At 71.0% G+C, this 25,823-nt stretch carries 23 protein-coding genes; 10 read left to right on the top strand and 13 right to left on the bottom strand.

The genetic code is table 11. From position 1 onward, the window contains the following. Positions 1–314: 314 nt before the first annotated feature. A complete protein-coding gene (locus CEY15_RS08760) occupies positions 315–896 on the bottom strand; it encodes a TetR/AcrR family transcriptional regulator (RefSeq protein WP_238556241.1) in 582 nt (193 codons plus the stop codon). Between the two features lie 181 nt (positions 897–1,077). Continuing rightward, positions 1,078–2,319: a fatty acid desaturase family protein gene (locus CEY15_RS08755; protein ID WP_095718104.1), complete on the bottom strand. Its 1,242-nt coding sequence runs from the start codon at positions 2,317–2,319 to the stop codon at positions 1,078–1,080. A gap of 338 nt (positions 2,320–2,657) precedes the next feature. Between CEY15_RS08755 and CEY15_RS18965 the strand changes: the two genes are divergently transcribed. Beyond that, positions 2,658–2,789 (top strand): hypothetical protein, encoded by a 132-nt coding sequence (locus CEY15_RS18965; protein WP_017836200.1) that lies wholly within the window; start codon positions 2,658–2,660, stop codon positions 2,787–2,789. 131 nt (positions 2,790–2,920) lie between these two features. On the opposite strand, the gene CEY15_RS08750 is transcribed toward CEY15_RS18965, so the two are convergent. Beyond that, positions 2,921–3,781, bottom strand: coding sequence for a mycofactocin-coupled SDR family oxidoreductase (locus tag CEY15_RS08750; RefSeq protein ID WP_095718103.1), 861 nt, complete (start codon positions 3,779–3,781; stop codon positions 2,921–2,923). Positions 3,782–3,881: 100 nt separating this feature from the next. Here CEY15_RS08750 and CEY15_RS08745 point away from each other — a divergent pair, with 100 nt between their 5' ends. Continuing rightward, positions 3,882–5,144 (top strand): NYN domain-containing protein, encoded by a 1,263-nt coding sequence (locus tag CEY15_RS08745; protein WP_095718147.1) that lies wholly within the window; start codon positions 3,882–3,884, stop codon positions 5,142–5,144. A 33-nt stretch (positions 5,145–5,177) separates the two neighbouring features. Here the strand turns inward: CEY15_RS08745 and CEY15_RS08740 are convergent, their stop codons facing one another. The 4 genes from CEY15_RS08740 to CEY15_RS08725 form a co-directional block, all read right to left on the bottom strand. Beyond that, a complete protein-coding gene (locus tag CEY15_RS08740; protein WP_095718102.1) occupies positions 5,178–6,722 on the bottom strand; it encodes an HNH endonuclease signature motif containing protein in 1,545 nt (514 codons plus the stop codon). Positions 6,723–7,001: 279 nt separating this feature from the next. Further along, positions 7,002–7,520: a transcriptional regulator gene (locus tag CEY15_RS08735; RefSeq protein ID WP_095718101.1), complete on the bottom strand. Its 519-nt coding sequence runs from the start codon at positions 7,518–7,520 to the stop codon at positions 7,002–7,004. A gap of 135 nt (positions 7,521–7,655) precedes the next feature. Further along, positions 7,656–8,603, bottom strand: a complete 948-nt coding sequence (locus CEY15_RS08730; protein ID WP_095718100.1) for a PspA/IM30 family protein — start codon at positions 8,601–8,603, stop codon at positions 7,656–7,658. Positions 8,604–8,664: 61 nt separating this feature from the next. Next, positions 8,665–10,116 (bottom strand): hypothetical protein, encoded by a 1,452-nt coding sequence (locus CEY15_RS08725; RefSeq protein ID WP_095718099.1) that lies wholly within the window; start codon positions 10,114–10,116, stop codon positions 8,665–8,667. A gap of 432 nt (positions 10,117–10,548) precedes the next feature. On the opposite strand from CEY15_RS08725, the gene CEY15_RS08720 reads away from it, so the two are divergent. From CEY15_RS08720 to CEY15_RS08700, 5 genes are all read left to right on the top strand, one after another. After that, entirely contained in the window at positions 10,549–11,718 is a 1,170-nt protein-coding gene (locus CEY15_RS08720; RefSeq protein ID WP_095718098.1) for a hypothetical protein, read from the top strand. A 117-nt stretch (positions 11,719–11,835) separates the two neighbouring features. Beyond that, positions 11,836–12,378 (top strand): NUDIX hydrolase, encoded by a 543-nt coding sequence (locus CEY15_RS08715; RefSeq protein WP_095718097.1) that lies wholly within the window; start codon positions 11,836–11,838, stop codon positions 12,376–12,378. 9 nt (positions 12,379–12,387) lie between these two features. After that, entirely contained in the window at positions 12,388–13,029 is a 642-nt protein-coding gene (locus CEY15_RS08710) for a hypothetical protein (protein ID WP_231750366.1), read from the top strand. Between the two features lie 73 nt (positions 13,030–13,102). Next, the gene (locus CEY15_RS08705; RefSeq protein WP_095718095.1) at positions 13,103–13,705 is read left to right on the top strand and encodes a copper chaperone PCu(A)C; all 603 of its coding nucleotides are present in this window, start codon (positions 13,103–13,105) and stop codon (positions 13,703–13,705) included. Then, entirely contained in the window at positions 13,698–14,969 is a 1,272-nt protein-coding gene (locus CEY15_RS08700) for a Dyp-type peroxidase (RefSeq protein ID WP_095718094.1), read from the top strand. The genes CEY15_RS08705 and CEY15_RS08700 overlap by 8 nt, the downstream gene beginning before the upstream one ends. Before the next feature lie 148 nt (positions 14,970–15,117). On the opposite strand, the gene CEY15_RS08695 is transcribed toward CEY15_RS08700, so the two are convergent. The 3 genes from CEY15_RS08695 to CEY15_RS08685 form a co-directional block, all read right to left on the bottom strand. Then, entirely contained in the window at positions 15,118–16,206 is a 1,089-nt protein-coding gene (locus CEY15_RS08695; protein WP_095718093.1) for an SGNH/GDSL hydrolase family protein, read from the bottom strand. Positions 16,207–16,304: 98 nt separating this feature from the next. After that, complete coding sequence (locus CEY15_RS08690; protein ID WP_095718092.1) at positions 16,305–17,372, bottom strand: beta-ketoacyl-ACP synthase III; 1,068 nt, start codon at positions 17,370–17,372, stop codon at positions 16,305–16,307. Positions 17,373–17,539: 167 nt separating this feature from the next. Further along, a complete protein-coding gene (locus CEY15_RS08685) occupies positions 17,540–18,475 on the bottom strand; it encodes an SRPBCC family protein (RefSeq protein WP_095718091.1) in 936 nt (311 codons plus the stop codon). A gap of 77 nt (positions 18,476–18,552) precedes the next feature. Here CEY15_RS08685 and CEY15_RS08680 point away from each other — a divergent pair, with 77 nt between their 5' ends. Beyond that, positions 18,553–19,839: an MFS transporter gene (locus CEY15_RS08680; protein WP_095718090.1), complete on the top strand. Its 1,287-nt coding sequence runs from the start codon at positions 18,553–18,555 to the stop codon at positions 19,837–19,839. After that, positions 19,836–20,654 (top strand): fructosamine kinase family protein, encoded by an 819-nt coding sequence (locus CEY15_RS08675; RefSeq protein WP_095718089.1) that lies wholly within the window; start codon positions 19,836–19,838, stop codon positions 20,652–20,654. Before CEY15_RS08680 ends, CEY15_RS08675 begins: the two co-directional genes overlap by 4 nt. A 19-nt stretch (positions 20,655–20,673) precedes the next feature. On the opposite strand, the gene CEY15_RS08670 is transcribed toward CEY15_RS08675, so the two are convergent. From CEY15_RS08670 to CEY15_RS08660, 3 genes are all read right to left on the bottom strand, one after another. Continuing rightward, complete coding sequence (locus CEY15_RS08670) at positions 20,674–21,870, bottom strand: PQQ-dependent sugar dehydrogenase (RefSeq protein WP_095718146.1); 1,197 nt, start codon at positions 21,868–21,870, stop codon at positions 20,674–20,676. 207 nt (positions 21,871–22,077) lie between these two features. Next, entirely contained in the window at positions 22,078–22,986 is a 909-nt protein-coding gene (locus CEY15_RS08665) for a MaoC/PaaZ C-terminal domain-containing protein (protein WP_095718145.1), read from the bottom strand. Between the two features lie 5 nt (positions 22,987–22,991). Beyond that, entirely contained in the window at positions 22,992–24,341 is a 1,350-nt protein-coding gene (locus CEY15_RS08660; RefSeq protein ID WP_095718144.1) for a 3-oxoacyl-ACP reductase, read from the bottom strand. Between the two features lie 122 nt (positions 24,342–24,463). On the opposite strand from CEY15_RS08660, the gene CEY15_RS08655 reads away from it, so the two are divergent. Next, positions 24,464–25,777, top strand: coding sequence for an acetyl-CoA C-acetyltransferase (locus tag CEY15_RS08655; protein ID WP_095718088.1), 1,314 nt, complete (start codon positions 24,464–24,466; stop codon positions 25,775–25,777). Positions 25,778–25,823 lie beyond the last annotated feature (46 nt).

Raw genomic sequence — 25,823 nt, 5'->3', positions numbered from 1 at the left:
CGGCGATCGGCCCCGCTCGATTCAAGACGCACAGCCCATCTGTTCAACTAAACAGCGGAAACATGGACCAGCACAGCGATTCTCGTCGCAGGTGCACACGGTCGGTTGGAGGGGTAAGAGAGGCACGAATCCTGCAGTCTCGGCAGTTGACTGACATGTCATTGTGCTTCTGGGCGGGAACTCTAGACTGTGAGAACCTTAAGTAGCAAGCAAGGTGAACCTAAGTCAGGATGCGAGGCAGCGCGGGCTGAGGGCTGAGGGCAGCCGCGTCCGGGCGTGCGTGTGGTGGTGGAGTGTGCCGCAAGCGGCAGGGGTCAGCGCAGGAGGCCGAAGAGGCGTCCGCCGCGGTGCTCGTGGCGCGAGAGCGCGGACCCGAGGAGGTCGGCGTCGTGCTCGCGGTCGATCTCGGCGTCGGCGAGACGGCCGACCGTACGCTCCCAGAGCAGTCCCTCGTACACCGCGAGGAGGTCCAGGGATGCGGCGGCGGGGTCTCGCAGTCCGGCCGCGTCGAGGGCCCCGGTGAGGTCGCTCGGGTCGAGCAGGGCGGCCACGAGATCGGTGGTGTCGTCCTTGCCGGTGAGCTCCATGATGAGTGCGGAGCGGGCTGCCAGTTCGCCGCGGTAGTCGGCGAGGAGTCCCTCGATCATCCGCGTGAGCGTCGACAGGACGTCGTCCGCGTCGGAGGAGGCGAGTTCCTGGATCCCGGAGACCTCGACGAATCCACGCAGGAGCGAGGTGAGGCGGTCGACGGTGAGGGAGAGGAGCTGCGCACGGGTGCGGCAGTAGTAGGAGGTGGAACCCGAGGGCAGTCCGGCCTCGGAGTCGACGGCGCGGTGGGTCAGCGCGCGGACGCCGTCCCTGGCCACCACCTCGATCGCCGAATCGGCGATCAGCATGCGCCGGTCCTCCATAGTGGCTCCCGTCGTCGTGATTCACAGTCCCTCGGCTCGACCGCTGTAGCGCGGGTGGGCCGACTAGAGGGTCAGCCTATCGCCGGGATCCCGATCCTGGATCGAAATAACGGCACGCCCCGCCACCGGTTCTGGTGACGGGGCGTCTGAGAATAAGTCGGGCAGGTCAGGCCGCGGAGGCGAGCTTCCGGGCGCGACGCCTGGACGCGTACTTGAGCGCGGTCTGCAGGCCGGCCCGCTGGCCCTCCTCCTGCGCGGGAAGGGGTTTGGGCAGGTCGGCGAACATGCGCTCGGAGTGCGTTTCCGGGGCGTCGTCGGCCGTGCGGCGCAGCATGTGGTCGGGCAGCGACATCTTGGCGATGGTCCGCCACGCCTTGAAGTACTGCACCGGCAGCGGGCCCGCCACGTACGGCAGGTCGTACTTGCGGCACACCTCGCGGACGCGGACCGACGCCTCGGCCAGTCGATTGGAGGACATGTCGGGGTAGATGTGGTGCTCGATCTGATACGACAGGTTGCCCGAGAGGAAGTCGATCACCGGCCCGCCGGTGAGGTTGGCGGAACCCAGCATCTGCCGCAGGTACCACTCGGCCCGCGTCTCGTTCTCCACGTCCTTCTTGGTGAACTTCTCGGCGCCGTCGGGGAAGTGCCCGCAGAAGATCACCGCGTTGGTCCACACGTTGCGGATGCCGTTGGCGGCGAGGTTGGCCGTCAACGTGGACTTCCACCCCTTGCGCGAGAGTGCCGGGTAGAACACGTAGTCCTTCGCGAGCTGGCGTCCTGCCTTCCGCGCGAACACGCGGAGCTTGTTCATCGTCTCGGGGCGGTCGTCACGCCCCTTGGCGACCCTGCCCAGCTCGAGGTGCTGGATACCGACACCCCACTGGAACAGCAGTGCCAGGGCCGCGTTGTAGACGAGGTTGCCGTAGAAGTACGGGTGCCAGCGCTGGTCGCGCGTCACGCGGAGCACACCGTATCCGACGTCGTCGTCCAGGCCGACGATGTTGGTGTACTTGTGGTGGATGTAGTTGTGGGTCTGCTTCCAGTGCTCGGACGTGCCCACGATGTCCCACTCCCACGTGGTGGAGTGCACCTCGGGGTCGTTCATCCAGTCCCACTGCCCGTGCATGATGTTGTGCCCGAGCTCCATGTTCTCGATGATCTTCGACAGCCCGAGCGCGCCGGCGCCGATGGCCCACGCGGTGCGATTGCGCGAGCCGACCATCAGCAACGCGCGAGATCCCACCTCGAGGGCGCGCTGGAAGCGGATGGTGTTGCGGATGTAGGTCGCGTCCCGCTCGCCGAGGGAGCCGATGATGTCCTGGCGGATCTGCTCGAGTTCCTCGCCGAGGGCCTCGATATCCGCCTCGGTGAGGTGTGCGAATTCCGGGATGTCCGTGATAGCCATGAACCTACGGTACCGTAGGTTACGGTCGCGTAGGTAGGGTTACGTCGGGTGAATCACACCGATCCTCGGTGACAGAGCGGTGGCGGGGGCGCTCGATCGGGGCCACGGGGGTCGCCGTTGCGGACAAAGGTACGACGCTCTGGCCAGCGGTGGAGCGCAACGATGCGACATCATTTGTCACGGTTGTGTAACGTCGGACGCGTTCGCGACGACATACGGGTTGTCACGCGCCGCGGCCGGTTCGAGGTTGTCCCTTGAGCCCGGCTGGCGGCACACGAGACCACCAGACCGCCAGCTACGCCAGTACGCTCGAAGTACGACACACAAGGGGACACATCATGAGCAGCGCCAACGACATCTTCCTGCAGGCCATCCAGCCCATCGTCGACATCTTCTGGACCCTGGTGTGGACCGCCACCGGATCGACCGTCAGCGTCCCGCGCCCGGTGTCGCCCACCCCGTCCGCCTGATCGGACGCCGCCGGGTACTCATCCCGGCCCAGCGCCTCGGCGCACCGCACCGGCCCGCCTCTCATCCGGGAGGCGGGCCGCCGTGCGTTCAGGGGCGTAGCGCGTTCCGGGTCGTAGCGCGTTCCGGTACGTCAGAGCCCGAACTTCTCGCTGCCGCCGAGGTCGATGGGAATGGAGGCGCCGGTGATGCCCGCTCCCGCGGCGCTGCAGAGGTAGACGGCCATCGACGAGATCGCCGACGCCTCCACCCATGGTTCGGGCAACTGGTTCATCCCGCTGAAGGTCTCGGCGGCGTCCTCGAGCGTGGTGCCCTCGCCCCCGGTCATCATCGCGATCATCGACGGGTTCTCGATCATGGGGGTGCGGACGTTGCCGGGGTGGAGGGAGTTGCATCGCACGCCCGAGAAGCCGAGCTCGCCCGCCAGCGACTTGGCCAGCCCCCGGACCGCCCACTTGGACGTGGTGTAGCTGGAGGTGAACGGCGCGCCGCGGAGGCCGACCATGGAACTGATGATCACGACGCACCCGCCCCGGCCGGTGGCCAGGATGTGGGGGATCGCGGCCGTCGTGGTGACCCAGGTGCCCTTGAGGTTGATGTCCAAGGTGGCGTCCCACTCCTCCTCGGAGCGTTCCCAGGAGGCGGCGGGCTCGGGTGAGACGCCGGCGTTGGCCACCACGAAGTCGAGTCCACCCAGCTCGGCGACCCCTGCATCAACGGCATCGCGCATCCCTTGGAGATCGCGGACATCGACCTCGGCGGTCACACACCTCCGGCCCAGCGCCCGCACCGCCTCGGCGGTCGCCTGCAGGTCCTCAGGCCCGGCCATCGGATAGGGGACCGTCTCGATATCCCGGCACAGGTCCACGGCGATCACGTCGCATCCGACGGCCGCGAACGCCTCACAGTGGGCCCGGCCCTGGCCGCGGGCGGCACCTGTGACCAGCACGACTTTTCCGGTCAACTCGGGTGGGGTGGTGGTGGGGCTCGACATGGTGGGTGTCCTCCTGTGATCGGTGGCGGCCCCTGCGGGGTCTTCCGCCCTGCGGCATGCTGGAAGTCCGACGTTTACATAGTGATAGGTAGTGATCATCATGCTCGAACGGACTCTGGTCCTCGTGGATACCTCGTATCTCTTGGCTAGCTTCTACAACTCGTGGGAGGAGGGTGCGCGCGGTCAGTTGGAGATATCCCTGGCCACGGTCGTGCACCGCTTAGATCAGGTTGCCCACGGTCTCGTCGACCAGCCGGTGCAACGGCAGAACTGGTACGACGGGATTCCGGATTCCGGCCCGCACCGTTACCAGCGCACGCTCCGGGTGATCGAGGGCGTGCAGCTGCGTGCAGGTCAACTGATCGAGTGGGGCGAGCGGCGCACCCAGAAAGCCGTCGACACACTCCTGGTCGCGGACATGATCCAGGCCGCCTACAAGGGCCAGTGTTCGGACATGGTGCTGGTCACCGGTGATGCCGACATGATCCCCGGGGTCCGGGTCGCCGTGGACGCCGGGGTGCGCATGCATCTGGTGGGCTTCGGGTGGGATTCCATCTCCTCGGCGTTGCGGCACGCCTGCGACACCACGCTGGTGCTGGATCCGCGCACTGATTTTCACGACGCCATGCAGATCAGGGTTCTCGAGGGGCCGATCCCACCGAAGGTCCGGTCCTCGTCCGAGCGTCCCTCCACGCCGGGTGATGACGGTAGCGAGCCGGAGGGTGAGGAGTCGGTGGGGATGGTCGAGGTGGATCTGCGCCCCGACCGCGCGCCGGCGACCTCGGTGGCCGATGAGACACGCCTGACGATCGCCGACGAGGAGCGAGCTGCCGATGCGGAGGAGCAGGCGGCCGACGCACAGGACTGCGCGGCGATCGCCGAGCGTGGGGTGCGGTCGGGCGTCGGGTCGGAGTCGGTGGACACGGCACCCGGAACCGAGCCCAGGGACGACCAGTCCCCACCGCCGTCCCCGGACCGGTCTCAGGCGGAGGCGTCGACGCCGGGCCCCCAGTCCAACGGGTCCTCGCGTCCGAGCCCGTCGATGATGGCGCCCCATCGCCGCCCGCTGCGGTCCAAGTTCGTCCCCCTGTCGGAGGAGGTGTGGACCTCGTCCGGTGAGCAGACGCCGTTCGACGTGGGCCAGCAGTACGCGACCTGGTGGTACGAACAGGCCGCCACCGAGGAGCAGCGCGATCAGGCCCACCTGCTCTCCGGGGGAGTGCTCCCGCCCGCGGTGGACCGCCCGCTGCTGCAGTTCGCGTGTCAGATGCTCAACGAGTTCACCCTGACCGAGGCGCAGCGGGTTCGGCTGCGCGATGGATTCCACGAGGGGATCCGCGCGGTTCTGCTCAAGCACCGCTGACCCGGGCGGGCCGCGGGCGTTCACGCCGTGGCGTCAGAAGGGCGGGGGATCGCGGTCGTCGACGTCCGGCCCGTCGCCCCGCGACGCCGCGACGTTCTCGCGGCGCTGGGCGGCTATGCGGCACGCCCGTCGATACCAGTGGGTGCTGAGGGGCCGGGGCCGGAGCCAGGGTCGCTCCGCGGAACCGGGGCCGGGCAGCGTGGCGAACCCGTTGCGGGTCAGGTCCCGCCACTTCGCCAGGGGGCCGTCGGGGAGAGTCGTGATGGTGTGACCACTCTCCGTGACGATGGTCAGCGTTCCGTCCCGCAGTAGTTGGTAATACCAGGTGTGGAAGGTCTTGAACCTGTGGTGCCGCCGGCAGAGGCACATGAGGTTGGCCTCGATGGTCTGACCGCCGGCTTCCGGGTCCGAGTGGTCGAAGGGCACGACATGGTCCACGTCGCAGTCCTCGGCGGGGACCGAACATCCGGGGTGGCGGCAGGTGCCGTCGCGTAACCGGATCCGGCGGGCCAGCTCGGCGCTGATCCGGTAGCGGCGCGCACCGTCGATCGAGTCCGCGGACCCGGCTTCGGGATCGGGAAGGGAGATATGGGCTCCGACGCTGCGGGCGAGCAGAGCGATCAGCGCGTCGATCGACGCGGGCCCGCCTCGCGGGACGTACACCTCCGGCTCCTCGCCCGGACCGCGAGGGGCCAGGATGGTGATGACCGGTCTGATCTGCGGGGCGGATGCGGGTGCGAAGCGGCCCGAGTCTCCGGCGTCAGAACAGTCTCCGGTGCCGAGGATCGCGTCGACGAGGGCGTCCGCGCGGTGTTGTTGGCGTGAGCGAGCGTGCGGGTCGTACGCCGGCCCGGTGCCGTTGCGGACGGCGTCGATCCGGGCCTGCTTCTCCTGCTCGAGCCGCTGTCCGGCAGTGTGCTGGAGCGCGTCGTGGACCGCGCTGGCCTCGGTCGAGGTGAGGTGCGCGCGCAGCTCTGACATCCCGTCCGCCCCGCGACGGACGCTGACTCCACGCTCGAGCCGCGCAGCGGCGCACCGTCTGGCAACGCCCTCCGGGTCGAAGGCCGCGATGATGCTGTCGGTCTTGGCCAGAATCGCGGAGCGGCCGGGCCGCTCGCCGGATTCGATGGAGCCCAGCAGCCAGTCCACGACCAGCCGGTGCACGGCGTCCAGCACGGAGGGGTCGACCGTCCGCATCTGTCTGACGAGCATCCCCGCCGTGCGCTCGTCCAGGAGGCCGGACCTCATGGCCTCGACGATCCCGGGGAACCCCATGACGAGGTCCCGGGCCAGTGTGAGCATCGCCGACGCACGGTGGTGATGAACGCCGTAGGTGGCGACCAGTTCCGCGCAGGCGACGTCGAAGGGGTCCAGCACGGCGTGGTCGCGCGGACGCGGAGGCCCATCGGGGTCGTAGTAGCCGGCCTCGACATCGCGGGCGAACTGCTCCTCCTCGCACAATGCGAGGAGATCGTGACAGGCCTGCAGGCGGGCTGCGGCAGCGCGGTTCTCGGCGCGGAGAGCATCGAGGGCGGCCAGCCCGGCCGCTGCGATCCCCGAACCGTGTTCTGCCGACATCCGCCTCCCCTTCCCTGTAGCCAGATAATCCCGGGAGCCAAGTAATCGCTCCTGTGTTCGATAGGGAAACACTAGCAACGGGGTACGACACGGCGCTCTGACCACGACAGATGCCCATATCGCGGCCGGGGCGGTCAGAGCGGCCGGGGCTACGGGGGCAGCGGCGTCAGCGGTGGCAAGGGAGGTGGGGTCGAGACGGGGGTGGGAGAAGAGACGGGGGTGGGAGAAATGGGAGGGAGCAGAGCGAGGTGTGATGCCCAGCGAGGCGGCACAGGCCGCTCAGCCGCCCACCAGGTTCCGGTAGTACTCCGCGAGGCCGGGGTAGTAGTCGGGTTCGAAGCGCAGGGCGTCCGGATCCCGTCCCGCCTCCGCTTCGACCAGGCGATCCAGGTAGTAGTCCCACCCGGGACCGATGGACGCGGCGGACTCGGCGTCCGCGATGTCCTGCTCCAGGGAGATGACGGCCTCGTTGCTGCCCTTGCCGCTGCCCTCGTCGTCGTCGCCCTCGATTCTCACGGTGAGCAACCACCCGCCCGGTCCGGTCCGCACCACCAGGAACCCCGGCGCGTCGCAGGTGACCACCTCGACCCCGTCGACGGGGTCACCCTCCTCGGCGGTCATGGTGAGCTGGACGGTGCCGGACGCCGGGTCGCCCGACCACGGCCCGATCCACCGGGCGGTGCGCGTCGGGTCCGTCACTGCGGCCCACGCCTCCGCACGGGACCGGGGCAGGCGGCGGGAGAACACGACCGCTCCCGACTCGGAGAGACGGCCGGAGGGCGTGGGTGCGGTGGGCATGGCGTCTCCTGGTGATCAGGCCGACGCCGTGGACGGGCTCACGGCGACGCCGACCGCCAGAATACCGCGCACGGCCGCGTGGGACCAGCAGAAATCGCCCCGGACTCATTGCTGCCGAAGACGAGCGCGAACGGGTCAGTCCCTCGTGTCGCGGGGGAGGGTCGGCCCGCCGGAGAGATCGGAGGGGCCCGGCTCCGGGGTCCCCGCGTCCTGCGGGGTGGGTCCCGAGGGTTCCGTCTGTTCGCCGCGCGTCGCGGCGTCCGTGGCGCCCGCGGAACCGTCGGCCCCTGCACCCTCGGTCAGCTGACGGTCCGTCGCGCCGGCCGCCCCGGCTCCCTCGACGGCGGTCCCGCCGCTGTTCAGGCCCATGGACGCCCGGATCTGCTCGAGCTTGCTCTTCCCTTCCGACTCGCGGGTGAACGCGGCGGCGTCGAGCTGCGCGGTGGACGGTGCCCCCGTGGCCTCCGCGAGTTCCTGCTTGCCCAGCGCCGTGGTGTAGCGGCCCTCGATCTTGGCCCGGATCTCATCGAATGTCGGCGAGTTGCCACCGCCGCCGCCCTCCAGCGAGGACACGGACTCGACGGTGCGGTGCTGCATCTCGGCCTGCGTGGCCTGGAGGAGCAGCTGGTCCTCCTGCGCGAGCGTCTCCCGCAGTCTCTGGTCGGACTCCTTGACCGCCTGCTTGGCCTGCTCGGCGGCCTGGACCGCCTGCCCGTGCAGCTGCTTGGTGTTCTCCAGGTCCTGTTCCAGCGTGACCATCTTCGAGGCGAGCTGCTCGGCCTGCGCGTCGAACTGGCCGGCGCGGGCCGTGTCCCCCTCCGCCCGGGCCGATTCGGCCACCTGGAGGGTCTGACGGATCTGGCCCTGCACCTCGTCGAGCTGGCGGGACTTGGTGCCCATCGCGATCTCGAGCTGTTTGGCGTTGCCGATCACCGAGGCCGCCTGGTCGGTCACCGCCTTGTGTTGCTGGCGGGCGTTGTCCATGGCCTGGCGGACGAGGATCTTGGGGTCCGCGTTGTCGTCGACCTTCTTGTCTAGCGAGGCCTTGAGGTAGTTCCAGCTCTTGGAGAACGGGTTCGGCATGGCGGGGTCCTAACTGTCGGCACCGTGGGCGCGGGCCGGAAGGCCGACCCGTGGCGTGTTCCTACCTCTTGACGGTACCGAGCAGCGCGGCCACCGGCAGCGCGGTACGGGGCAGGTAGGGCTGACGCCACAGGCCTCCCGAGGCGGCCCCGTGCGACTCGTGCTCCCACTGCACCCCGACGTCCGGCCGGCCGACGTTGAGATCGTGGACCAGCAGTGCCGCGAGCAACGCGGACGAGGTGGCCGGTTCGAAGATCTCGATGCCGAACGCGTGCGCCCCCTTGTAGGTCGCCGCGAGGATCTTGTTCTTGGTGACCGACCGGGTGTCGGTGGCGGGGGCCACGTTGATCGAGACGGTGTGCCCGTCCGCGAACGCGGTGGTGGCGCGCCACCGCTGCACCCGTTTGGCCAGCGTGTAATTGGGGCCCTGCTGGGGGACCAGGGCGTCGTGTACCGCGGGACCGCTGCCCTTCTCGTAGTTGCGGTGGAAGACCTTCTGGCCGGTCAGGGTGCCGACGATCCTCTTGATGTCCGTGATCTTGCGGGCCCTCAGCGCCGCGTCCGAGGCCTGCCGGACGTCCGCGGGCACCACGAAGGTGTCCATGGGGGTGGCCAGGTAGGCCAGGGCATCAGCGGCCCCGTCCTGCAGGAGGTCGACGACCAGGGCGTCGGCCGCGGAGGAGAGCTGGACGTGGGTGCCGCCGTCCGCGTAGAAGTAGCTGCCCACCGTGAGCGGGGCCGGTGCGGCCGCCCGGGCCCATGCGGCGAGCTCCGGCAGCTGGGTGAGCAGGTCGACGCCCGGCCGACCGTCCTCGTCGGTGGGGAAGTGGATCCGTCCCGCGAACTCCGCGGCCGTCTGGCGGAACCGGTCCCACACCGGGCTGGAGGGGAGGTCGACGCCCAGGATGTCGGCGCCCCACCGTAGTAACCGGGCAGCGGGCCCCATCTCGGACCCCAGGCCGAGCACGAGCATCGCGCGGCCCGGCAGCGAGAGCCATTCGGGGTTGTCCTGCACCACCCTGAGAGCGTCCGCGCAGCTCGGTTCGATCACCCCGGCGTCCACCCACTTGTCCAGCCGGGCTCGGAGCATCGCGCCGGTCAGTTCCTCGCCGCGGTAGGGGATGGACAGCTCCGTGGCGGGGGCCGCCGTGCCCTGAACCGTCTCGGTCCCCGGAGTGGATCGGGGCGCGACGACGGCGAGGTAGTCCTTCATCGGGGTCTCGACGGCCTCGCCGTCGACCTCGTGAACGCCCACCATCTTGGTCTGGAGTGAGTCGAGGGCGGCCCGGGCGACCCCGTCCCAGGCGGCCGCGTCGGCGACGCCGACACTGACCAGTTCCGTGAAGGGTTGGATGTACCCCTTCCGCCAGTCCTTGATCTTCAGGACCCGCTCACTCGCGGCCGGGTCCACGGTGGCGAGCGCGTCGGCGACAACCTGTTTGGCCAGCCGTCCGGACGAGCGGTTTCCGGATGAGTCGGCGGGGAACTGAACGCCGCTGCTGTTGGGTGTCATAACGCTCCTGGATCGGGGACGGATTTATGCGAGGTCAACCTCACATTTAGCCACGTCTGAGCCCGCGGGGCGACGAGTTGGCGGCGAGTCAGGCAAACGAAGGTGAAAAGTGATCAACGTCACTAATTAGGCGGCGCGGCGGACTTCTATAAGCTGTCGCTCACTTATTAAGGTTCACATAAGTCGAGGTAGTAGGGGGCTAGGGGGTCTTTAGCAGCACTCATTGCGTGAATCCCGCCGACTTCGCACCCATGCATGGCTGGGTTTTAGCTGTGCCCGAACGAGACTTCTTGTAACAAGTCCAGAAAATTGCTCGATAGGGTGATGACACGATCCGACGGTGAGCGGCCCCTGGGCCGCGCGCTGGACCGGGCGACGAGGGGGAGAACCCGGGTCGCTGGATTGTCACCAACGAACAGGAAGGCAGTTCCTATGAAGAACTCCAAGCGGATGATCGCCGTCATCGCGGCCTCCGGACTCGCGCTCGGCACCATGCCGGGTGTCGCCAACGCGCAGAGCGCCGGCCTCAACCTCGACCTCGGTCTCGGTGCGGCTCTTGAAGGCTCGGCCGAGCTCGGCCTCGACCTCGGTGCCGCGCTCGGTTCCGCGGGCGCGGACGGCTCCCTGGACACCGGTTCGCTCGAGGGTGTGAGCGGTTCCCTCGACGCCGGTTCGGCCTCGGACTCGCTGGACACCGAGTCGCTCGACCCGGCTTCGCTCGAGGCCGGCTCGGCCTCGGACTCGCTGGACACCGAGTCACTTGACCCGGCTTCGCTCGAGGCCGGCTCGGCCTCGGACTCGCTGGACACCGAGTCACTCGACGGTGGCTCGCTCACCGGCATCCTCGACGCGATCACCGGCTCGGCCGAGGGCTCGCTCGACACCGAGTCGCTCGACCCGGGTTCGCTGGACGCCGCGTCCGCTGAGGGCTCGCTCGACACCGAGTCGCTCGACCCGGCTTCGCTCGAGGCCGGTTCGGCCTCGGACTCGCTGGACACCGAGTCGCTTGACCCGGCTTCGCTCGAGGCCGGTTCGGCCTCGGACTCGCTGGACACCGAGTCGCTTGATCCGGCTTCGCTCGAGGCCGGTTCGGTCTCCGACTCGCTTGAGGCCGGTTCGCTCGAGGCTGGTTCGCTTTCGGACTCGCTTGAGGCCGGTTCGCTTGAGGCTGGTTCGCTTTCGGACTCGCTCGAGGCCGGTTCGCTTGAGGCTGGTTCGGTCTCCGACTCGCTCGACGCGGGCTCGCTCGACGCGGGCTCGCTCGAGGGCATCCTCGCCGCCATCACGGCCGGCTCTTCGGAGCTCGGTTCCTCGGACCTCGGCTCCACGTTCGAGGGTTCCGAGACGATCGTCGAGGGCTCGGTCGACGGAGGCTCGCTCGAGGGCGGCTCGGTCGACGCCGGCACCCTCCTCGCGCTGGGCTCGCTCGCTGCTGCCGGCATCGGCATCGGCCTGGCTGTGTCCGGTGGCGTCACCCTGCCGCCGCTCCCGCGCGTCAACGTCGGGCTCGTCTGCAACCTCCCGCCGGAGGCCATCGAGTTCCTCAAGGACAACGGCTCCATGGAGCGCCAGGAGTGCGAGCCCGTCGAGGAGCAGAACTGAGGTTCTGACCCCTCGACGCTGACCGAGTCAGCGTCCGGGTAGTACACCACCGATCCCCGCCGACCACACGGTCGGCGGGGATCGCTGCATTCTCCGGACCTGGATACCCTCAGAGCCATGTCCGTCCCCGACTTCGTCCTGGAACTACGCCGCCACGTGGGCACCGCGCCCCTCTGGCTGGCCGGCGCCACCGCCGTCATCCGTGACCCCGACGACGCGCGCGTCCTGCTCGTGCGACGGGCCGACAACGGCTGGTGGACCCCGGTGACCGGCATCGTCGACCCGGGCGAGCACCCCGCCGAGACCGCCGTCCGCGAGGCACGGGAAGAGGCCGACGTCCGCATCCGCGTGGATCGCGTCGCGTCCCTCGGCGTCTCCAGGATGGTCACCTACGCCAACGGCGACCGCGCACAGTACATCGACCACACCTTCGCCTGCACCTACCTCGACGGTGACCCCCGCCCGGCCGACGGCGAGAACACCGACGTCCGCTGGTTCGCGGTGGATGACCTGCCCGAGATGCGTCCCCACATGCTCGCCCGGCTCGAGGCGGGACTCGCGGACGAGGAACGCGCGCGAATCGAGCTCGCCACCGAGTCCAGCCCGGCCACCGAGTCCAGCCCGGCCACCGAGTCCAGCCGGGCCACGGGGTCCCATTAGAATCGGATCGTGCCCGCCGACCGAGTGCGAACCGAGGTCCCACCCGTGGTGACCGCGGCTGTCGGCATGGTGGTGGCGTTGGTCAGCGCGGTGTTCGGCATCGCGGCTCACGGTCTGGCCGCCGGTACGGGCGCGGTGGCGCCGAGCCCCGGGCAGATCCTGCTGATCGCCGCAGCGAGCGCGGGGGTGGGGGCGGCCACCGCTGCCGTCGCCCGGCAGCGGTCCCCGATCCCGGTCACCGCGGCCGGTCTGATCGCGGGGCAAGGGGTCGTGCACCTCCTCCTGGCCTCCGGGCACACCCACTCGGGCAGCCCGGGCGCCTCACACGCGGCTCTCGGCCACCACATGACCGACCCCACCCTCGTCCGCGCCGCGATGGACGGGGCGGGAACCGGTCTCTCCCTCGGTCCGGCGGCGCTGCTGACCCCGGGGATGCTCGGCGCCCACGTCGCCGCCATCGCCGTGACTCTCGCCCTCGTGGCGATCCTGTCCGGGACCCTGGCCTGGGTTGCGGCCCGGGTGACGCCGCTCCGGGTGGCCGCGCACCTCGTCGTCGTCGCCCCGCTCGTCTGCTCCTACGACGCCGACACCCCGCTCCACCGGTTCCTCCTGACCGGCGGTGGCACCCGGGCACCGCCCGTGGCTGTGTGACCCCATCATCCGCACCGGTGCGCGTTCTCGCCGCCGGGCGGCCTCACACACCACCTCAAGGACTGGACCACCCATGCGTACTCGCACCTACACCCGTGCCGCCTTCGCCGCGGCCACCGCACTGACCCTCGCCCTGACCACGGCGGCCTGCGCCTCCGACGACCCCGCCCAGACCTCTGTCGCCGCCGACCAGACGTCCGGCGCCGAGGCCGCGGGCGTCGTGACACTGGACGACGGCTGGGTCAAGGCCACGGACACCGACATGTCCGGTGTCTTCGGCACCCTCCGCAACCCCGGCGACGTCGACCTCCACCTGACCGGGGTCTCCAGCGGGCTCGGTGGTCGCACCGAACTGCACGAGACCGTCCCCGGCGGAAGCGGGATGATGATGCAGGAGAAGGAGGACGGCTTCGTCATCCCGGCCGGCGGCGAGCTGATCCTCGAGCCCGGCGGTGACCACATCATGCTGATGGACCTGGACCAGCCCATCACCACCGGCCAGCAGATCGCACTGACCCTGCAGTTCGCCGGCGGCGCCCGGGAGGGGGGCACCGAGCAGGAGGTCACCGTCTCCGCGCGCGATTTCCGCGGCGGCGAGGAAGAGTACGTCGGGGGCGACCACGGCGGCATGGACCACGGGGGCATGGACCACGGGGGCATGAACCACGATGGCTGACCGGGCCCCCCGCCCCCTGTCGCGGCGGTCGGTCCTCACCCGCGGCGCGGGAGCCGTGGTGGGTGGTGGTCTGCTCGGTGGCGCCGCCGGGTACGCGGGGCGGGGCATCCTCGACGACGACGGGGCCGCACCCGACTGGAGGACCGTCGCGGACTCACGGGTCGTGGGCGCCGCCACCGAGCCCTTCCACGGACCCCACCAGGCCGGCATCACCACACCTCCGCAAGCCCACGGGGCGTTTATCGGGTTCGACCTCGCGACGGGGGCCACCCGCGGCGAGATCCAGGGTGTCCTGCGGGCCTGGTCGCAGGACGCCGCCCGGCTCACCTCAGGCCGCGGCGGTCTGGCCGATCTCCAGCCCGAACTGGCCCGGGACCCGGCGAGGCTGACGGTCACGATCGGGCTGGGGCCCGGGTTGTTCGACGCGGTGAGGATGCCCGAGCGGCGTCCGGCGTGGTTGCGGCAGCTGCCGGCGTTCCCGCAGATCGATCAGCTCGAGGACAGGTGGTCGGGAGGGGATCTGCTACTCCAGATCTGCGCCGACGACCCGCTGGTCGTCTCCCACGCGGCCCGGACCCTCGCCTCCGGCGTGCGCGGCGTGGCCGAGCAGAAATGGGCCCAGCGAGGGTTCCGCAAGGCCGTGGGCACCGACCCGACCGGTCGCACACAGCGGAACCTGTTCGGGCAGATCGACGGCACCGAGAACCCGAGGCCCGACGACGTGGACTACGACCAGGTCGTGTTCTCCGACGGAAGGTCCGCGGACGGGCAGGTCCAGCGGTGGATGCGGGGCGGCTCCTCGCTCGTCCTGCGCCGCATCCGCATGACCATGGACACCTGGGAGGAGATCGACCGCACCTCCCGTGAGCTGAGCGTGGGCCGACGGATCGACACCGGTGCGCCGCTCACCGGGACCCACGAGCACGACCCCGCCGACTTCGACGCCGTCGACGACGTGGGCCTGCCGGTCATCCCGCCCGAGTCGCACATGGCCCGGGCCCGGCAGCGCCACCGAGGGGAGGCCATGCTCCGGCGGCCGTACAACTTCGACGACCCGCCGGAGCCGGGGAAGATCAGCAACAGCGGTCTGATCTTCACCGCGTACCAGGCCGACCCGGTGCGCACCTACATTCCCGTCCAGCAGCGGCTCGCCGAGCAGGACGCGCTCAACACGTGGACCGTCCCGATCGGGTCCGCGGTCTTCGCCCTCCCGCCCGGCGCACCGGAGGGCGGGTACGTCGGTCAGGGGCTGTTCGAGGGATGAGGTGACACGCAGCCGCCCCCGGCGATGAACCCTCGCGCGAGCATCAGCTCACGCAGGAGTTCATCGCGGGGGGCGGCGGCGTCGACCGCGTCGTTGACAACTAAGCAACTTCTACTCCGCGTCCTGCTCTCACCAGCCGGCGTCGTCGCTACCCCGAGAGCGCGGACACCACGCGACCGGCCACGTGTGCGTGCCCGGCGGACGTGGGATGGACGGGCACGGACGCGGTCTGCAGGCCGGTGAAGTCGACCCAGCGGGTGTCCGGGGACGTGCACATCGAGTGACCGGGCTCGTCGGGGATCACGACAGTCGCGCCGTTCCGCAGGGCCGCGTCGCGAACCACCCGGTTGATGCCCTGCTGAAACCCGCGGACCTTGTCCCGTTCGGCGTCGGAGATCTCGATGAACGGGGCGCAGTCGGGGGAGGAGAGCAGGGTCTGGTCGTCCGGGACCGCGGAGAGGTACCCCACGGTCACCACGCGGGCGGCGGGTGAGCGCCGGGCGATCTCGGCGTACACCGAGTCCATCCGCGTGTCGAGCTCCTCGAGGGCGCGGGTGGCCTGGCGGTCGATCACATCGGAGCACCCGGCGGTGGCGTCGAATCCCTCGGCGAGCCCCGAGGTGATCGAGTCCACCACGGGCAGGAGTTCGGGGGCGGTGTTGGGTCGGAGGGCACAGGCCACGATCACCGCGGCGAACCCCACGTCGTTGCCGCCGATGGTCAGGGTGACCAGGTCGGTCTGCGCGTCCAGGGCGTCGAGCTGGGGCGGCGCCCCGTGACGCGCCGGCTCCCAGAGGTCGTCCGCGGTGGCCCCGCCGCAGCTGGCGTTGATGAACGTCCCCACACCGAGCTCGCGGGCCACGACCGCGGGGTAGGCGTCGTCGGTGCGCACGCACGCCACGGGGCCGGCGCCCCAGGACCCCGGCGCAACCCTGCCGACCGCGGCATACGAGTCACCCAGCGCCACGTAGCGCGCCGGACCCCCGCCGGTCCCGGCATAGACGGACGGGCCGAGGCCGGCGCCGCTGAGCTGACCCGCGACGTTGTGGCCCAGCGTCTGGGCTGATCCGCCGGCCTGCTCGATCGTGGAGCCGGTGGGCGGCGGCGCGACGGGAATCGCCGGCGTCGACGCGGCCACGGCAGGGGAGACGAGAGACGCCAGGAGGGCGGAGGCGCAGGCCACCACGGCGCCGGCGAACGCCGGCCCCGCGCTGCGACGGAGGCGTGAGGTGTGCATGGGATCACTCTCTCATGAACACCTGTCCATGAGAGGGGAACACAGCCCCGGTTCCGCCGGGCCGGGGCCGTGGAGCGTCAGTCGACGGGCGTGTGGCGTCAGTCGACGGGCGGCTTGGCGGGCAGCCGCACGACCTGCCCCGCGTAGGACAGTCCCGCCCCGAAGCCGATGCACAACGCGATCTGACCCGGCTCGGCCTCTCCGTCGCGGAGCATGGCCTCCATGGCCAACGGGATGGAGGCGGCCGAGGTGTTACCGGTCTGCTCGATGTCGTTGGCGATCGCCACCGAGTCCGGCAGCCCGAGGTGCTTGGCCATGGCCGAGTTGATGCGGCCGTTGGCCTGGTGGGGGATGAACGCCTGGATCTGCTCGGCCGTCACCCCCGCCGCCTCCAACGTCTGTGCACACACCTTGGACACCTGGACCGCGGCCCAGCGGAAGACCTTGGACCCGTCCATGACCAGGTAGGGCTGGAGCACGGCCTCCTCGCGCGCGGCGGCGGCGGAGGCGTCGACCTCGTCGACGTACTGCTTGAAATCCTTGGTCTGGCGGATGGCGCTGCCCTGCGCTCCGTCGGACCCCCAGATCACCGGGCTGACGTCGTTGACCTCCGAGGGGCCCACCACCACTGCGCCGGCGCCGTCACCGAAGATGAAAGCCGTGTTGCGGTCGGAGAAGTCGATGCCGTCGGTCATCTTCTCCACGCCCACCACCACGACGTACCGGGCGCCGCCGCCCCGGATCATGGTGGTGGCCACGGCGAGGCCGTAGCCGAACCCGGCGCAGCCGGCGGTGAGGTCGAACGCGGCGATCCCGTTCCGCCCGAGGTCGGTGGCCACCTGCGGGGCCGCGTGCGGGACCTGGGTCCAGTTGGTGGAGGTGCACACGATCACCGCGTCGATGAGCTCGGGATCGATTCCGGACGAGGCCAGGGCCTTCCTCGCGGCCTCGCTGGACATGGAGACGATGCTCTCATCCGGTCCCGCGACACGACGGTTGAGGATTCCCGACCGCTCGTAGATCCACTCCGAGCTCGAGTCGATCGTCTCGCAGATCTCCTCGTTGCTCACCACGCGACGTGGACGGTAGGCGCCGATGCCCAGGAGAGTGGTGCCGGACGCGCCCTCGCTGGTCGCGATGGTCACGGTGTCGTTGGAATCCGCCATTGCAGCTGGTGCTCCTCGTCGGTGTGCGGTTCATGCGGTGTGCGGTCCGGGCCGCGTTCAGTACGTGCCGGTCGCACGGCTGGTGCTTCCGCTACAGTACTGCCGTCTCGGTGGACATCGTCGCACCGGACGTCGATGTTTCGTCGCCGACCGCCCGCCGCCGGGGGTCAGTCCGAGACCAGGCCCTCGAGCCACCCACGCCAGCGGTCGGCGTCCCAGGTGGGCTCGACCCCGTCGACCGCGGCGGCGCCCAGCGGGTCGCCGGAGCCGCCCGGGGCCTCCACGTACTCGTACACGCGGACGGCGACGGCGGCGCTGCTCGTCGCGTCCTCGGGCGTGTCCCCGGCGGGGAACCCGTAGAGCTCGATCACACCGTCGACCGGTGCGGACAGGATGACCACCGCGGAGGCCTCGGACTCCGCCGCGACGATGCCCCCGACCTCGCCGGACCGGGCGACCTCGCCGGACCGGGCACCCGTACCGGCCGCGGGCGCGACCAGCCGGCCGAGCACCCGGGACCACACCTCGGGAACCGACGACGCGACCGGGTCGGTGGCCGCGTGGACGGTCACCACGCCGTCGCCCGGTCGGTGGGTGAGCCGGTGCGCGAGGACGGTGAGGGACTGGGCCCACCCGCTCACGCTGCCGTCGATCGACTCCTCCGCGAGCTGCCCACCCGAGGCGAACCCGGACCGCAGTGTCAGGACGGTCCCGCCCTCGCCGTCGTCGGCGATCTCGCACGAGGTCGTCCACGGGGGAACCGGGATCCCCTCGCCCATCCAGTGATGTTCCTCGAAGGCGAACTCCCCCGGCACACCACCGGCGGGGGGCGAGAAGACCGTGATCTCACCGACCGTCGCGGTGAGCATCGCCTCGGCGGCGGCCTCCGGACCGGTCGTGGGGTCGGGGGCGCCGGGATCGGCGAACTGCACGATGCGCCCGCCGACCTGCGGCTCCAGCGCGCAGGGCACGAACCAGGACGAGATCCCCTCGCCGGTGGAGACCGCGTCCCACACCACCTGCGGCGGCACCGGAAGCGGCACCCGGCACACCACGTGACGGCTCTCGTCCGTGGCCTCGATCCCTGCCGTCACCCCGTACATGTCGCGCTCCCGCCGCCCGTCCGACCGTTACCGCCGTCAACGCTACCGGCGTGGGTGCACGACGTAGTCTGACGGTCGTGATCGCGACGGGAGGGCCGCTGGGCCCGCGCGGAGGCGGGACCGGACTGCGCGGGCCGGTGGCCGCCACGGTCCTGCTCTTCGTCGCCAACGGCGCGATCTTCGGGGCCATCGTCCCCCGCCTGCCGGATCTCAAGTCCGCGCTGGACCTGGGGCCGGCCGGTTTCGGTCTGGCGATGGCGTGCTTCCCGGCGGGCGCCCTGGTGGGGGGACTGCTCGCCCCCGCGCTGATGCGTCGGCGTTCGGACGGGGCGGTGGCGGTGGCCGCGATGGTGCTGACCTCGCTCGCCGCCGCGCTGCTCGCGCTCTCCCCGGTCGTGGGGGCGTTCGCGGGTCTGTTGTTGGTGTTCGGGGTGTGCGATGCCGTCACCGACGTGGCCATGAACGCCCACGGCATCCGCGTGCAGCTGCGGCACGGTCGCTCCCTGATCAACCGCTTTCACGCCGTCTGGTCGCTCGGGGCGGTCCTCGGTGCCACCGGGGGGTCGTTCGCCGCCGGCATCGGGGCGTCGGTCGTGGTGCAGATGAGCGCGGCAGGTGTCGCCTGTGCGCTCGCCGCGCTGGCCGCGCACCCCCTGCGACTGCGCGCCGCGGGGTCGTCCGGCGAGCGCCGGGCCCCGCAGCGCAGGGTCTCGCGGGACCCGGTCCCGCAGCGCCAGAGTCCACAGCGCCGGCTCCCGGGCGGCCGGACGCTGCTCCTGCTGGTGGCGTTCGGCCTCCTCGCCTCGTCCGCGGCGGTCGTCGAGGATTTCGCTCAGACGTGGTCGGCCCTCTACCTCCGGGAGGTCGCGGTGGCCGGTGCCGGGGTGGCCGGGTTCGGGTTCATCGCCGTGCAGGGCGCGCAGCTGATCGGGCGGCTCGCCGGGGACCGTCTGGTCGACGGCATCGGCGCCGCGCACGTCGGCCGCACGGGCGGGATGTGTGTGGTGGCGGGCGCGGGCGCGGCGCTGGTCGGCTCGTTCGTCCTCGACGGTCCCGCCCTGCTGACGGTGGTGCTCGCCGGCTTCGCGCTGGCGGGCTGGGGCATCGCCACCGTCATCCCGGGCGCGATGGTGGGGGCCGACTCGGTCCCGGGTCTGTCCCCGGGGACGGGGCTGGCCGTGCTCAACTGGGTCATGCGCCTCGGATTCCTCACGGCACCGCCGCTCGTCGGTCTGATCGCCGAGCACGCCGGGATGCGCTGGACCGTCGCGCCGGTACTCGTCGGAGGGGTGGTGATCGTCCTGTTGGCCGGGCGGCTACTCGGACGCGAGCGGGCCTCGCGGGCCCGGGAGGTGCGCGCATGAGCGCGACACGAGGGGCCGGGGCGTTCGTCAAGAGGGGGTCGCGCCACGGACCCGACTTCTACCGCCACGAGGCCGCCGGCCTGGCCTGGCTCGCCGCGGCGCCCGGCGGGCCCCGGGTGGTGGAGGTCCTGGGGGTCGACGACGACGAGATCGCCCTCGAGCCCGTTCCCGCCGGTCGAGCCACCGCGGAGGCGGCTCGTCGGTTCGGGCGGACACTCGCGGTGATGCACGACGCCGGCGCCGCCGCCTGGGGCGCACCCGCCGACGACTGGGCGGGCCGGTGTTTCATCGGCGACCGCCCCCAGGAGTGCCGCCCCACCCGGTCGTGGGGCGAGTTCTACTCCGAGCAGCGTGTGCGACCGTTCGTCGCGATCGCGGTCGACATGGGGGTGCTGGGCGGAGCCGACCTCGCGGTGGTCGAGCGCGCCTGCGACCGGATCGCGGCCGGGGAGCTGGACCACCCCGGCGACGACCCCGCCCGCATCCACGGCGACCTGTGGACGGGGAACGTGCTGTGGGCGCCCGCTCCCGCGGCGTCCGGGGTCGGCGCGGTCGAGTCCGTGGAGGCCGTGCTCATCGACCCGGCCGCCCACGGCGGGCACCGCGAGACCGACCTGGCCATGCTCGCGCTGTTCGGGGCCCCGTACCTGAACGAGATCCTCGGCGGCTACCAGGAGCGGCACCCGCTGAGGCCGGGGTGGCGCCAGCGGGTGCCGCTGCATCAGCTGCACCCGCTGGCCACTCACTCGGCCGGCCACGGCGCCGGCTACGCGGTCGCGCTGGCCGACGCCGCCCGGCGGGTCCTGGAGCTCTAGCGCCCCGGCCCGGTGGGGATCATGCCGGGCTCACGCGGAAGACCAGGTCCCGGTTGTCCGCGTTGGAGGTGGTGACCAGCAGCGAGCCGCCGGGCTCCGGCGTCAGCGAGCGGAGGCGACCGAAGTCGCCCTCCAGCAGGACCGCGGCGTCGCGGACCGACCGTCCGTCCTCGGACAGGCGCAGCAGGACCAGCTTCTGGGTCTTGAGGTTCGCCATGGCCAGCGCGCCTTCCCACTCGCCCCACGCGGAGCCCCGCAGGAACTCGATGTCCGCGCTCGCCAGGGTCGGACTGCCCGAGGACCAGACCGCCCCGACAGCGTCCGGGTGACGGGTGGTGTCCGTCATCGGGACGTTCTGGTTGTACTGGCCGTTCACGTTGGGATCCCAGCCGTAGTTGGCGCCGGGCGCGAGGAGGTTCACCTCGTCGTCGACGTCCGGGCCGTGCTCGGCGGAGTAGACGCGGCCGGTGCCGGGCTGGACGGCCAGGCCCTGGACGTTGCGGTGGCCGAGGGTGAGGATCGGGGAGGTGCCGGTGGCCGGGGTGCCGTCCGGGTTGACGTGCAGGATCTTGCCGGCGAACGAGGCGGGGTCCTGGGGGCCGGTCGCGTTGAACGTGTCGCCGGTGCCGATGTAGATCGACCCGTCGGCGGCGACCTGCAGACGGCACCCGCTGTGGATGCCCTGGGCTCCCAGTGGGATGCCGGTCACGACGTCGCGGACCCTGGTCAGCGCCGACCAGTTGTCGGCGGCCCGGAAGGTGGTGACGCGGTTGTCGCGCGTCCCGCCCGCGTTCTGGGAGTAGCACACGTGGATCTCGCGGTTCTGCGCGAATCCGGCGTCCACGGCCATGCCCATCAGGCCGCTCTCGGACTGCCGGACCAGGCCGGGCAGGTCGATCGCGACGTCGCGACGCTGACCGCCCGCGGGCTGGGCCACCACGCGGCCGCCGCGCTCCCCGGTGAGGATGGTTCCGTCCGGGGTGCGGACCACGTCCCACGGGACGTTGAGCCGGTCCATCACCGTCGTGGCACGGACCGCCGGGCCCGCGACCACCTCGACGCCCTCGCCGGCACCGACGCCGACCGCAGGGGGGAACAGGACGCCCGGGGGGACCGATCCCGTGTCGACCGAGCCGCCGCCGAGGGAGCCGAACTGGGCCACGGCCGTGGCGGGCAGGGTGAGGGTGAGGGCTGCCGCGGCGATGACGCCGGCCACGGATCGGGACCTCGGTCGGAGCCGGGGGCTCGGTCGGGATCGGTCGGCGGACGTGGGTGGAGAGAAGGGCACGGTGGTCTCCCTGCGGTCGAGAATCGGTGTGACCCAGAACATATGCCCATTCGCGGTCGAGCGGAACCGGACCGACGACGAACCCCGGTCACCCGCCCGTGTTCGGGGCGGATGACCGGGGTCGAGGTCGTGGGGTCAGAGCTCCTCGATGGTGGCCGTCGCGTGGACGGTTCCGAGCTTGCGCGGGTTGCGCACCCGCAGCGACCAGGCCGGATCGTCGGCACCGGCACCGCGCCGGGCGTAGATGCCCAGCTTCGCCGGCAGGATCACGGGCTTGCCGAACTCGACCGAGTAACGCGCCCGCTCGGGGATCGCCCCTTCGACCACACCGAGCAGGGTCGCCGCCGTCCACATCCCGTGCGCGATGACATTCGGGAACCCGAACGCCTTGGCGCCCACCTTGGAGACGTGGATGGGATTGCGGTCCCCGGACACCGACGCGTACTCGGCGATCAGCGACTCGGAGACCGACCTGACCACCGTGGGATCACCGATCTCCGCCGCCGTGGGCGGCTCGGGCTTCGGCGGCCGCGGCGCGTCTTTGGGCGGCGTGAGGGACGTCCTGCGCTTGGAGAGCAGCCCGGACCTCTGCACCCAGGCCGGCTCATCGTGGTCGCCGGTGCGGATCTCGGTCACGATGTCGAGCAGCAGGCCGGCGGGGTGTTCGCGCAGGTTCTCGGCCCGCGCGCGGATCGACAGCTCGTCGCCCACCCGCAGCGGACGGTGGGACTCGATCTCGTTGGTCAGGTGCACCGAGCCCATTGCCGGGACCGGGTAGGCCGGGTCCAGCATGAGCTGCATGCTCAGGGGGAAGGCCAGCGTGAAGGGGTAGGTCAGCGGCAGTGCGTCGCCGAACCGCAGGTCGCAGACCCGGGTGTAGGCGGCGAGGTTGGCCGTGTCCACGCGGACACCCTCCACCTCGACGCCCTTCTCCGGCATCGACTTGCCGTCGCGCTTGCCGCCCACGACGGGGGCCGAGCCGACGGCGGCCTTGCCGTACTGGGCGAGCAGGTTGGGGATGGCGGGCAGGCGGGTGTACTCCACCGCGATCACGCGCCCAGGAGGGACTGGCCACACACGCGGATCACGTTGTCGGTGACCGCGGAGGAGGCGGGGCTGGCGAAGTAGGCGATGGTCTCGGCCACGTCGACCGGCAGGCCGCCCTGCTGCATGGAGTTCATCCGGCGGCCGGCCTCGCGGGTGGCGAAGGGGATGGCGGCGGTCATCTGGGTCTCGATGAACCCGGGGGCCACGGCGTTCACCGTGATCTTCTTGGACGCCAGCTCGGCGGAGGCGCCGTTGACGAATCCGATCACACCGGCCTTCGAGGCGGCGTAGTTGGTCTGGCCGCGGTTTCCGGCGATGCCGGCCATGGAGGAGACGCCGACCACGCGCCCGCCCTCGGTGAGCACGCCCTTCTCCGCGAGCTCGGCGGTGATCCGCTCCGGGGCGATGAGGTTGACGGCCATGACCGCGTCCCAGCGGGCGGCGTCCATGCCGGCCAGGGTCTTGTCCCGGGTGATGCCGGCGTTGTGGACGAGGATGTCGATGACGCCCTCGTGGCGCTCCTGGACGTGCTTGGCCAGGACCTCGGCGGCGTCGGCGGCGGTCACGTCGAGCGGCAGCGAGGTGCCCCCCACCTTGTTGGCGGTGGCGGAGAGCGACTCACCGGCCGCCGGGACGTCGCAGCAGATCACGTGGGCGCCGTCGCGGGAGAGTACGGAGGCGATCTCCGCGCCGATGCCCCGGGCCGCACCGGTGACCACGGCGACCTTGCCCTCGAGGGGGCGGTCCCAGGAGGCGGGGGCGGTCGCCGCGCCGGCACCCACGCGGAACACCTGAGCGTCCACGTAGGCGGACTTGCCCGAGAGGATGAAGCGCAGAGTGGACTCGAGGCCCGACGCGCCGGTGTCGGCGTCGGCGGAGACGTAGACGAGCTGGACCGTGGTGCCGCGCTTCATCTCCTTGCCGAGCGAGCGGGTGAAGCCCTCGAGCGCGCGCTGGGCGATGCGCTCCTCCACCGAGCCCGTCTCCTCCGGAGGGGTCCCCAGAACGACGACGCGGCCGGAGGCGGCGACGCGGCGGACGACAGGGTTGAAGAAGTCGAACAGGGCCTTGAGGTCCTCGGCGCGGCGGACGCCGGTCGCGTCGAAGACCAGGCCCGCGAACTTGCCCTCGGCGTCCGCTCCGGCGAGCTCGTAGTCCGATTCGAGGATTGCGCGGACCGGTTCGACGAGGCGGCCCTCGCCCCCGACGAGGACCGGGCCGTGGAGGGCCGGCTGCCCGGCCTCGTAACGGCGGAGCTGCTCGGGCTGCGGGAGGCCGACCTTGCCGGCGATGAACGACCCGGGGGCCGAGGTCACGAACTGCGAGTAGAGGTCGAGGTTGCCCTGTGCCATGGCGATCATCTCCTGGAGAGGTGCGGTCGTACGGGTCGACAAGTAACTTACCGCTGAGTAACAATACTCGTCGGGCCGCGCTACGGGCCACCGGATACCGAGATAAAACGGGAGTGACACACGTGACCACCAGCCCCCGCAAGGTCGCCATCGTCGGCGGCAACCGAATCCCCTTCGCCCGATCGAACGGCAAGTACGCGGACGCCTCGAACCAGGACATGCTCACCGCGGCGATCGACGGCCTCGCGAGCCGCTACAACCTCCAGGGCAAGCGTGTCGGGATGGTCGCCGCGGGGGCCGTCCTCAAGCACGCCCGTGACTTCAACCTCACCCGTGAGTCGGTCATCGGTTCGGTGCTCGACTCGTCCAGCCCGGCCTACGACGTGCAGCAGGCGTGCGGCACCGGCCTGGCCTCGGCCATCCAGGTGGCCGACGCGATCGCCGTCGGGCGCATCGACGCCGGAATCGCGGGCGGCACCGACACCACCTCCGACGCCCCGCTGGCCGTCAACGACGACCTGCGCAAGATCCTCATCAAGGTCGCCTCGGCCAAGAGCACGATGGACCGGGTCAAGCTCCTCGGCGACATCCGTCCGCAGTCGCTGGTCCCCGAGCAGCCGCAGAACGCCGAGCCCCGCACCGGACTGTCGATGGGCGAGCACGCGGCCATCACCGCGCGGGAGCTCGGGGTGTCCCGCGAGGACCAGGACGCACTCGCCGCGGCGAGCCACCGCAACCTCGCCGCCTCCTACGACTCCGGCTTCCAGGACGATCTGGTCACCCCGTTCCTCGGCGTGCCGCGTGACGACAACATGCGTCCCGACTCGTCCGAGGAGAAGCTCGCGAAGCTCAAGCCGGTGTTCGGCAAGCGTGACGCCGAGGCCCACGGCACCGAGGCCACCATGACGGCCGGCAACTCCACGCCGCTCACCGACGGCGCCTCGGCGGTCCTGCTGGCGAGCGAGGCCTGGGCGGAGGAGAACAAGCTCCCGGTCCGTGCCTACCTGGTGGACTCCGAGACCGCGGCGGTCGACTTCATCCACGGTCACGACGGCCGCACCCCGGACGGTCTGCTCATGGCCCCGACCTACGCCGTGCCGCGTCTGCTCGCGCGTAACGGCCTGACCCTGCAGGACTTCGACTACTACGAGATCCACGAGGCCTTCGCCTCGCAGGTCCTGGCCACGCTCGCGGCCTGGGAGTCCGAGGAGTACTGCACCGAGCGCCTGGGGCTGGACTCGGCGCTCGGGTCGATCGATCGCAGCAAGCTCAACGTCCACGGCTCGTCGCTGGCGGCCGGGCACCCGTTCGCGGCGACCGGAGCCCGCATCCTGGCCGCCACCGCCAAGCTGCTGGAGGAGAAGGGCTCGGGCCGCGCGCTCATCTCCGTCTGCGCCGCCGGCGGTCAGGGCGTCACGGCGATCGTCGAACGCTGACCCCGCAGCCGACCCGGTCGGCACCCGGCTGGTTTTCCTGAGTGCA

This window comes from Dietzia natronolimnaea (assembly GCF_002289575.1).
GTDB lineage: Bacteria > Actinomycetota > Actinomycetes > Mycobacteriales > Mycobacteriaceae > Dietzia > Dietzia natronolimnaea_A.
The sequence above is the reverse complement of the archived record's forward strand: the minus strand, read 5'-3'. Positions and strand labels throughout refer to the sequence as shown.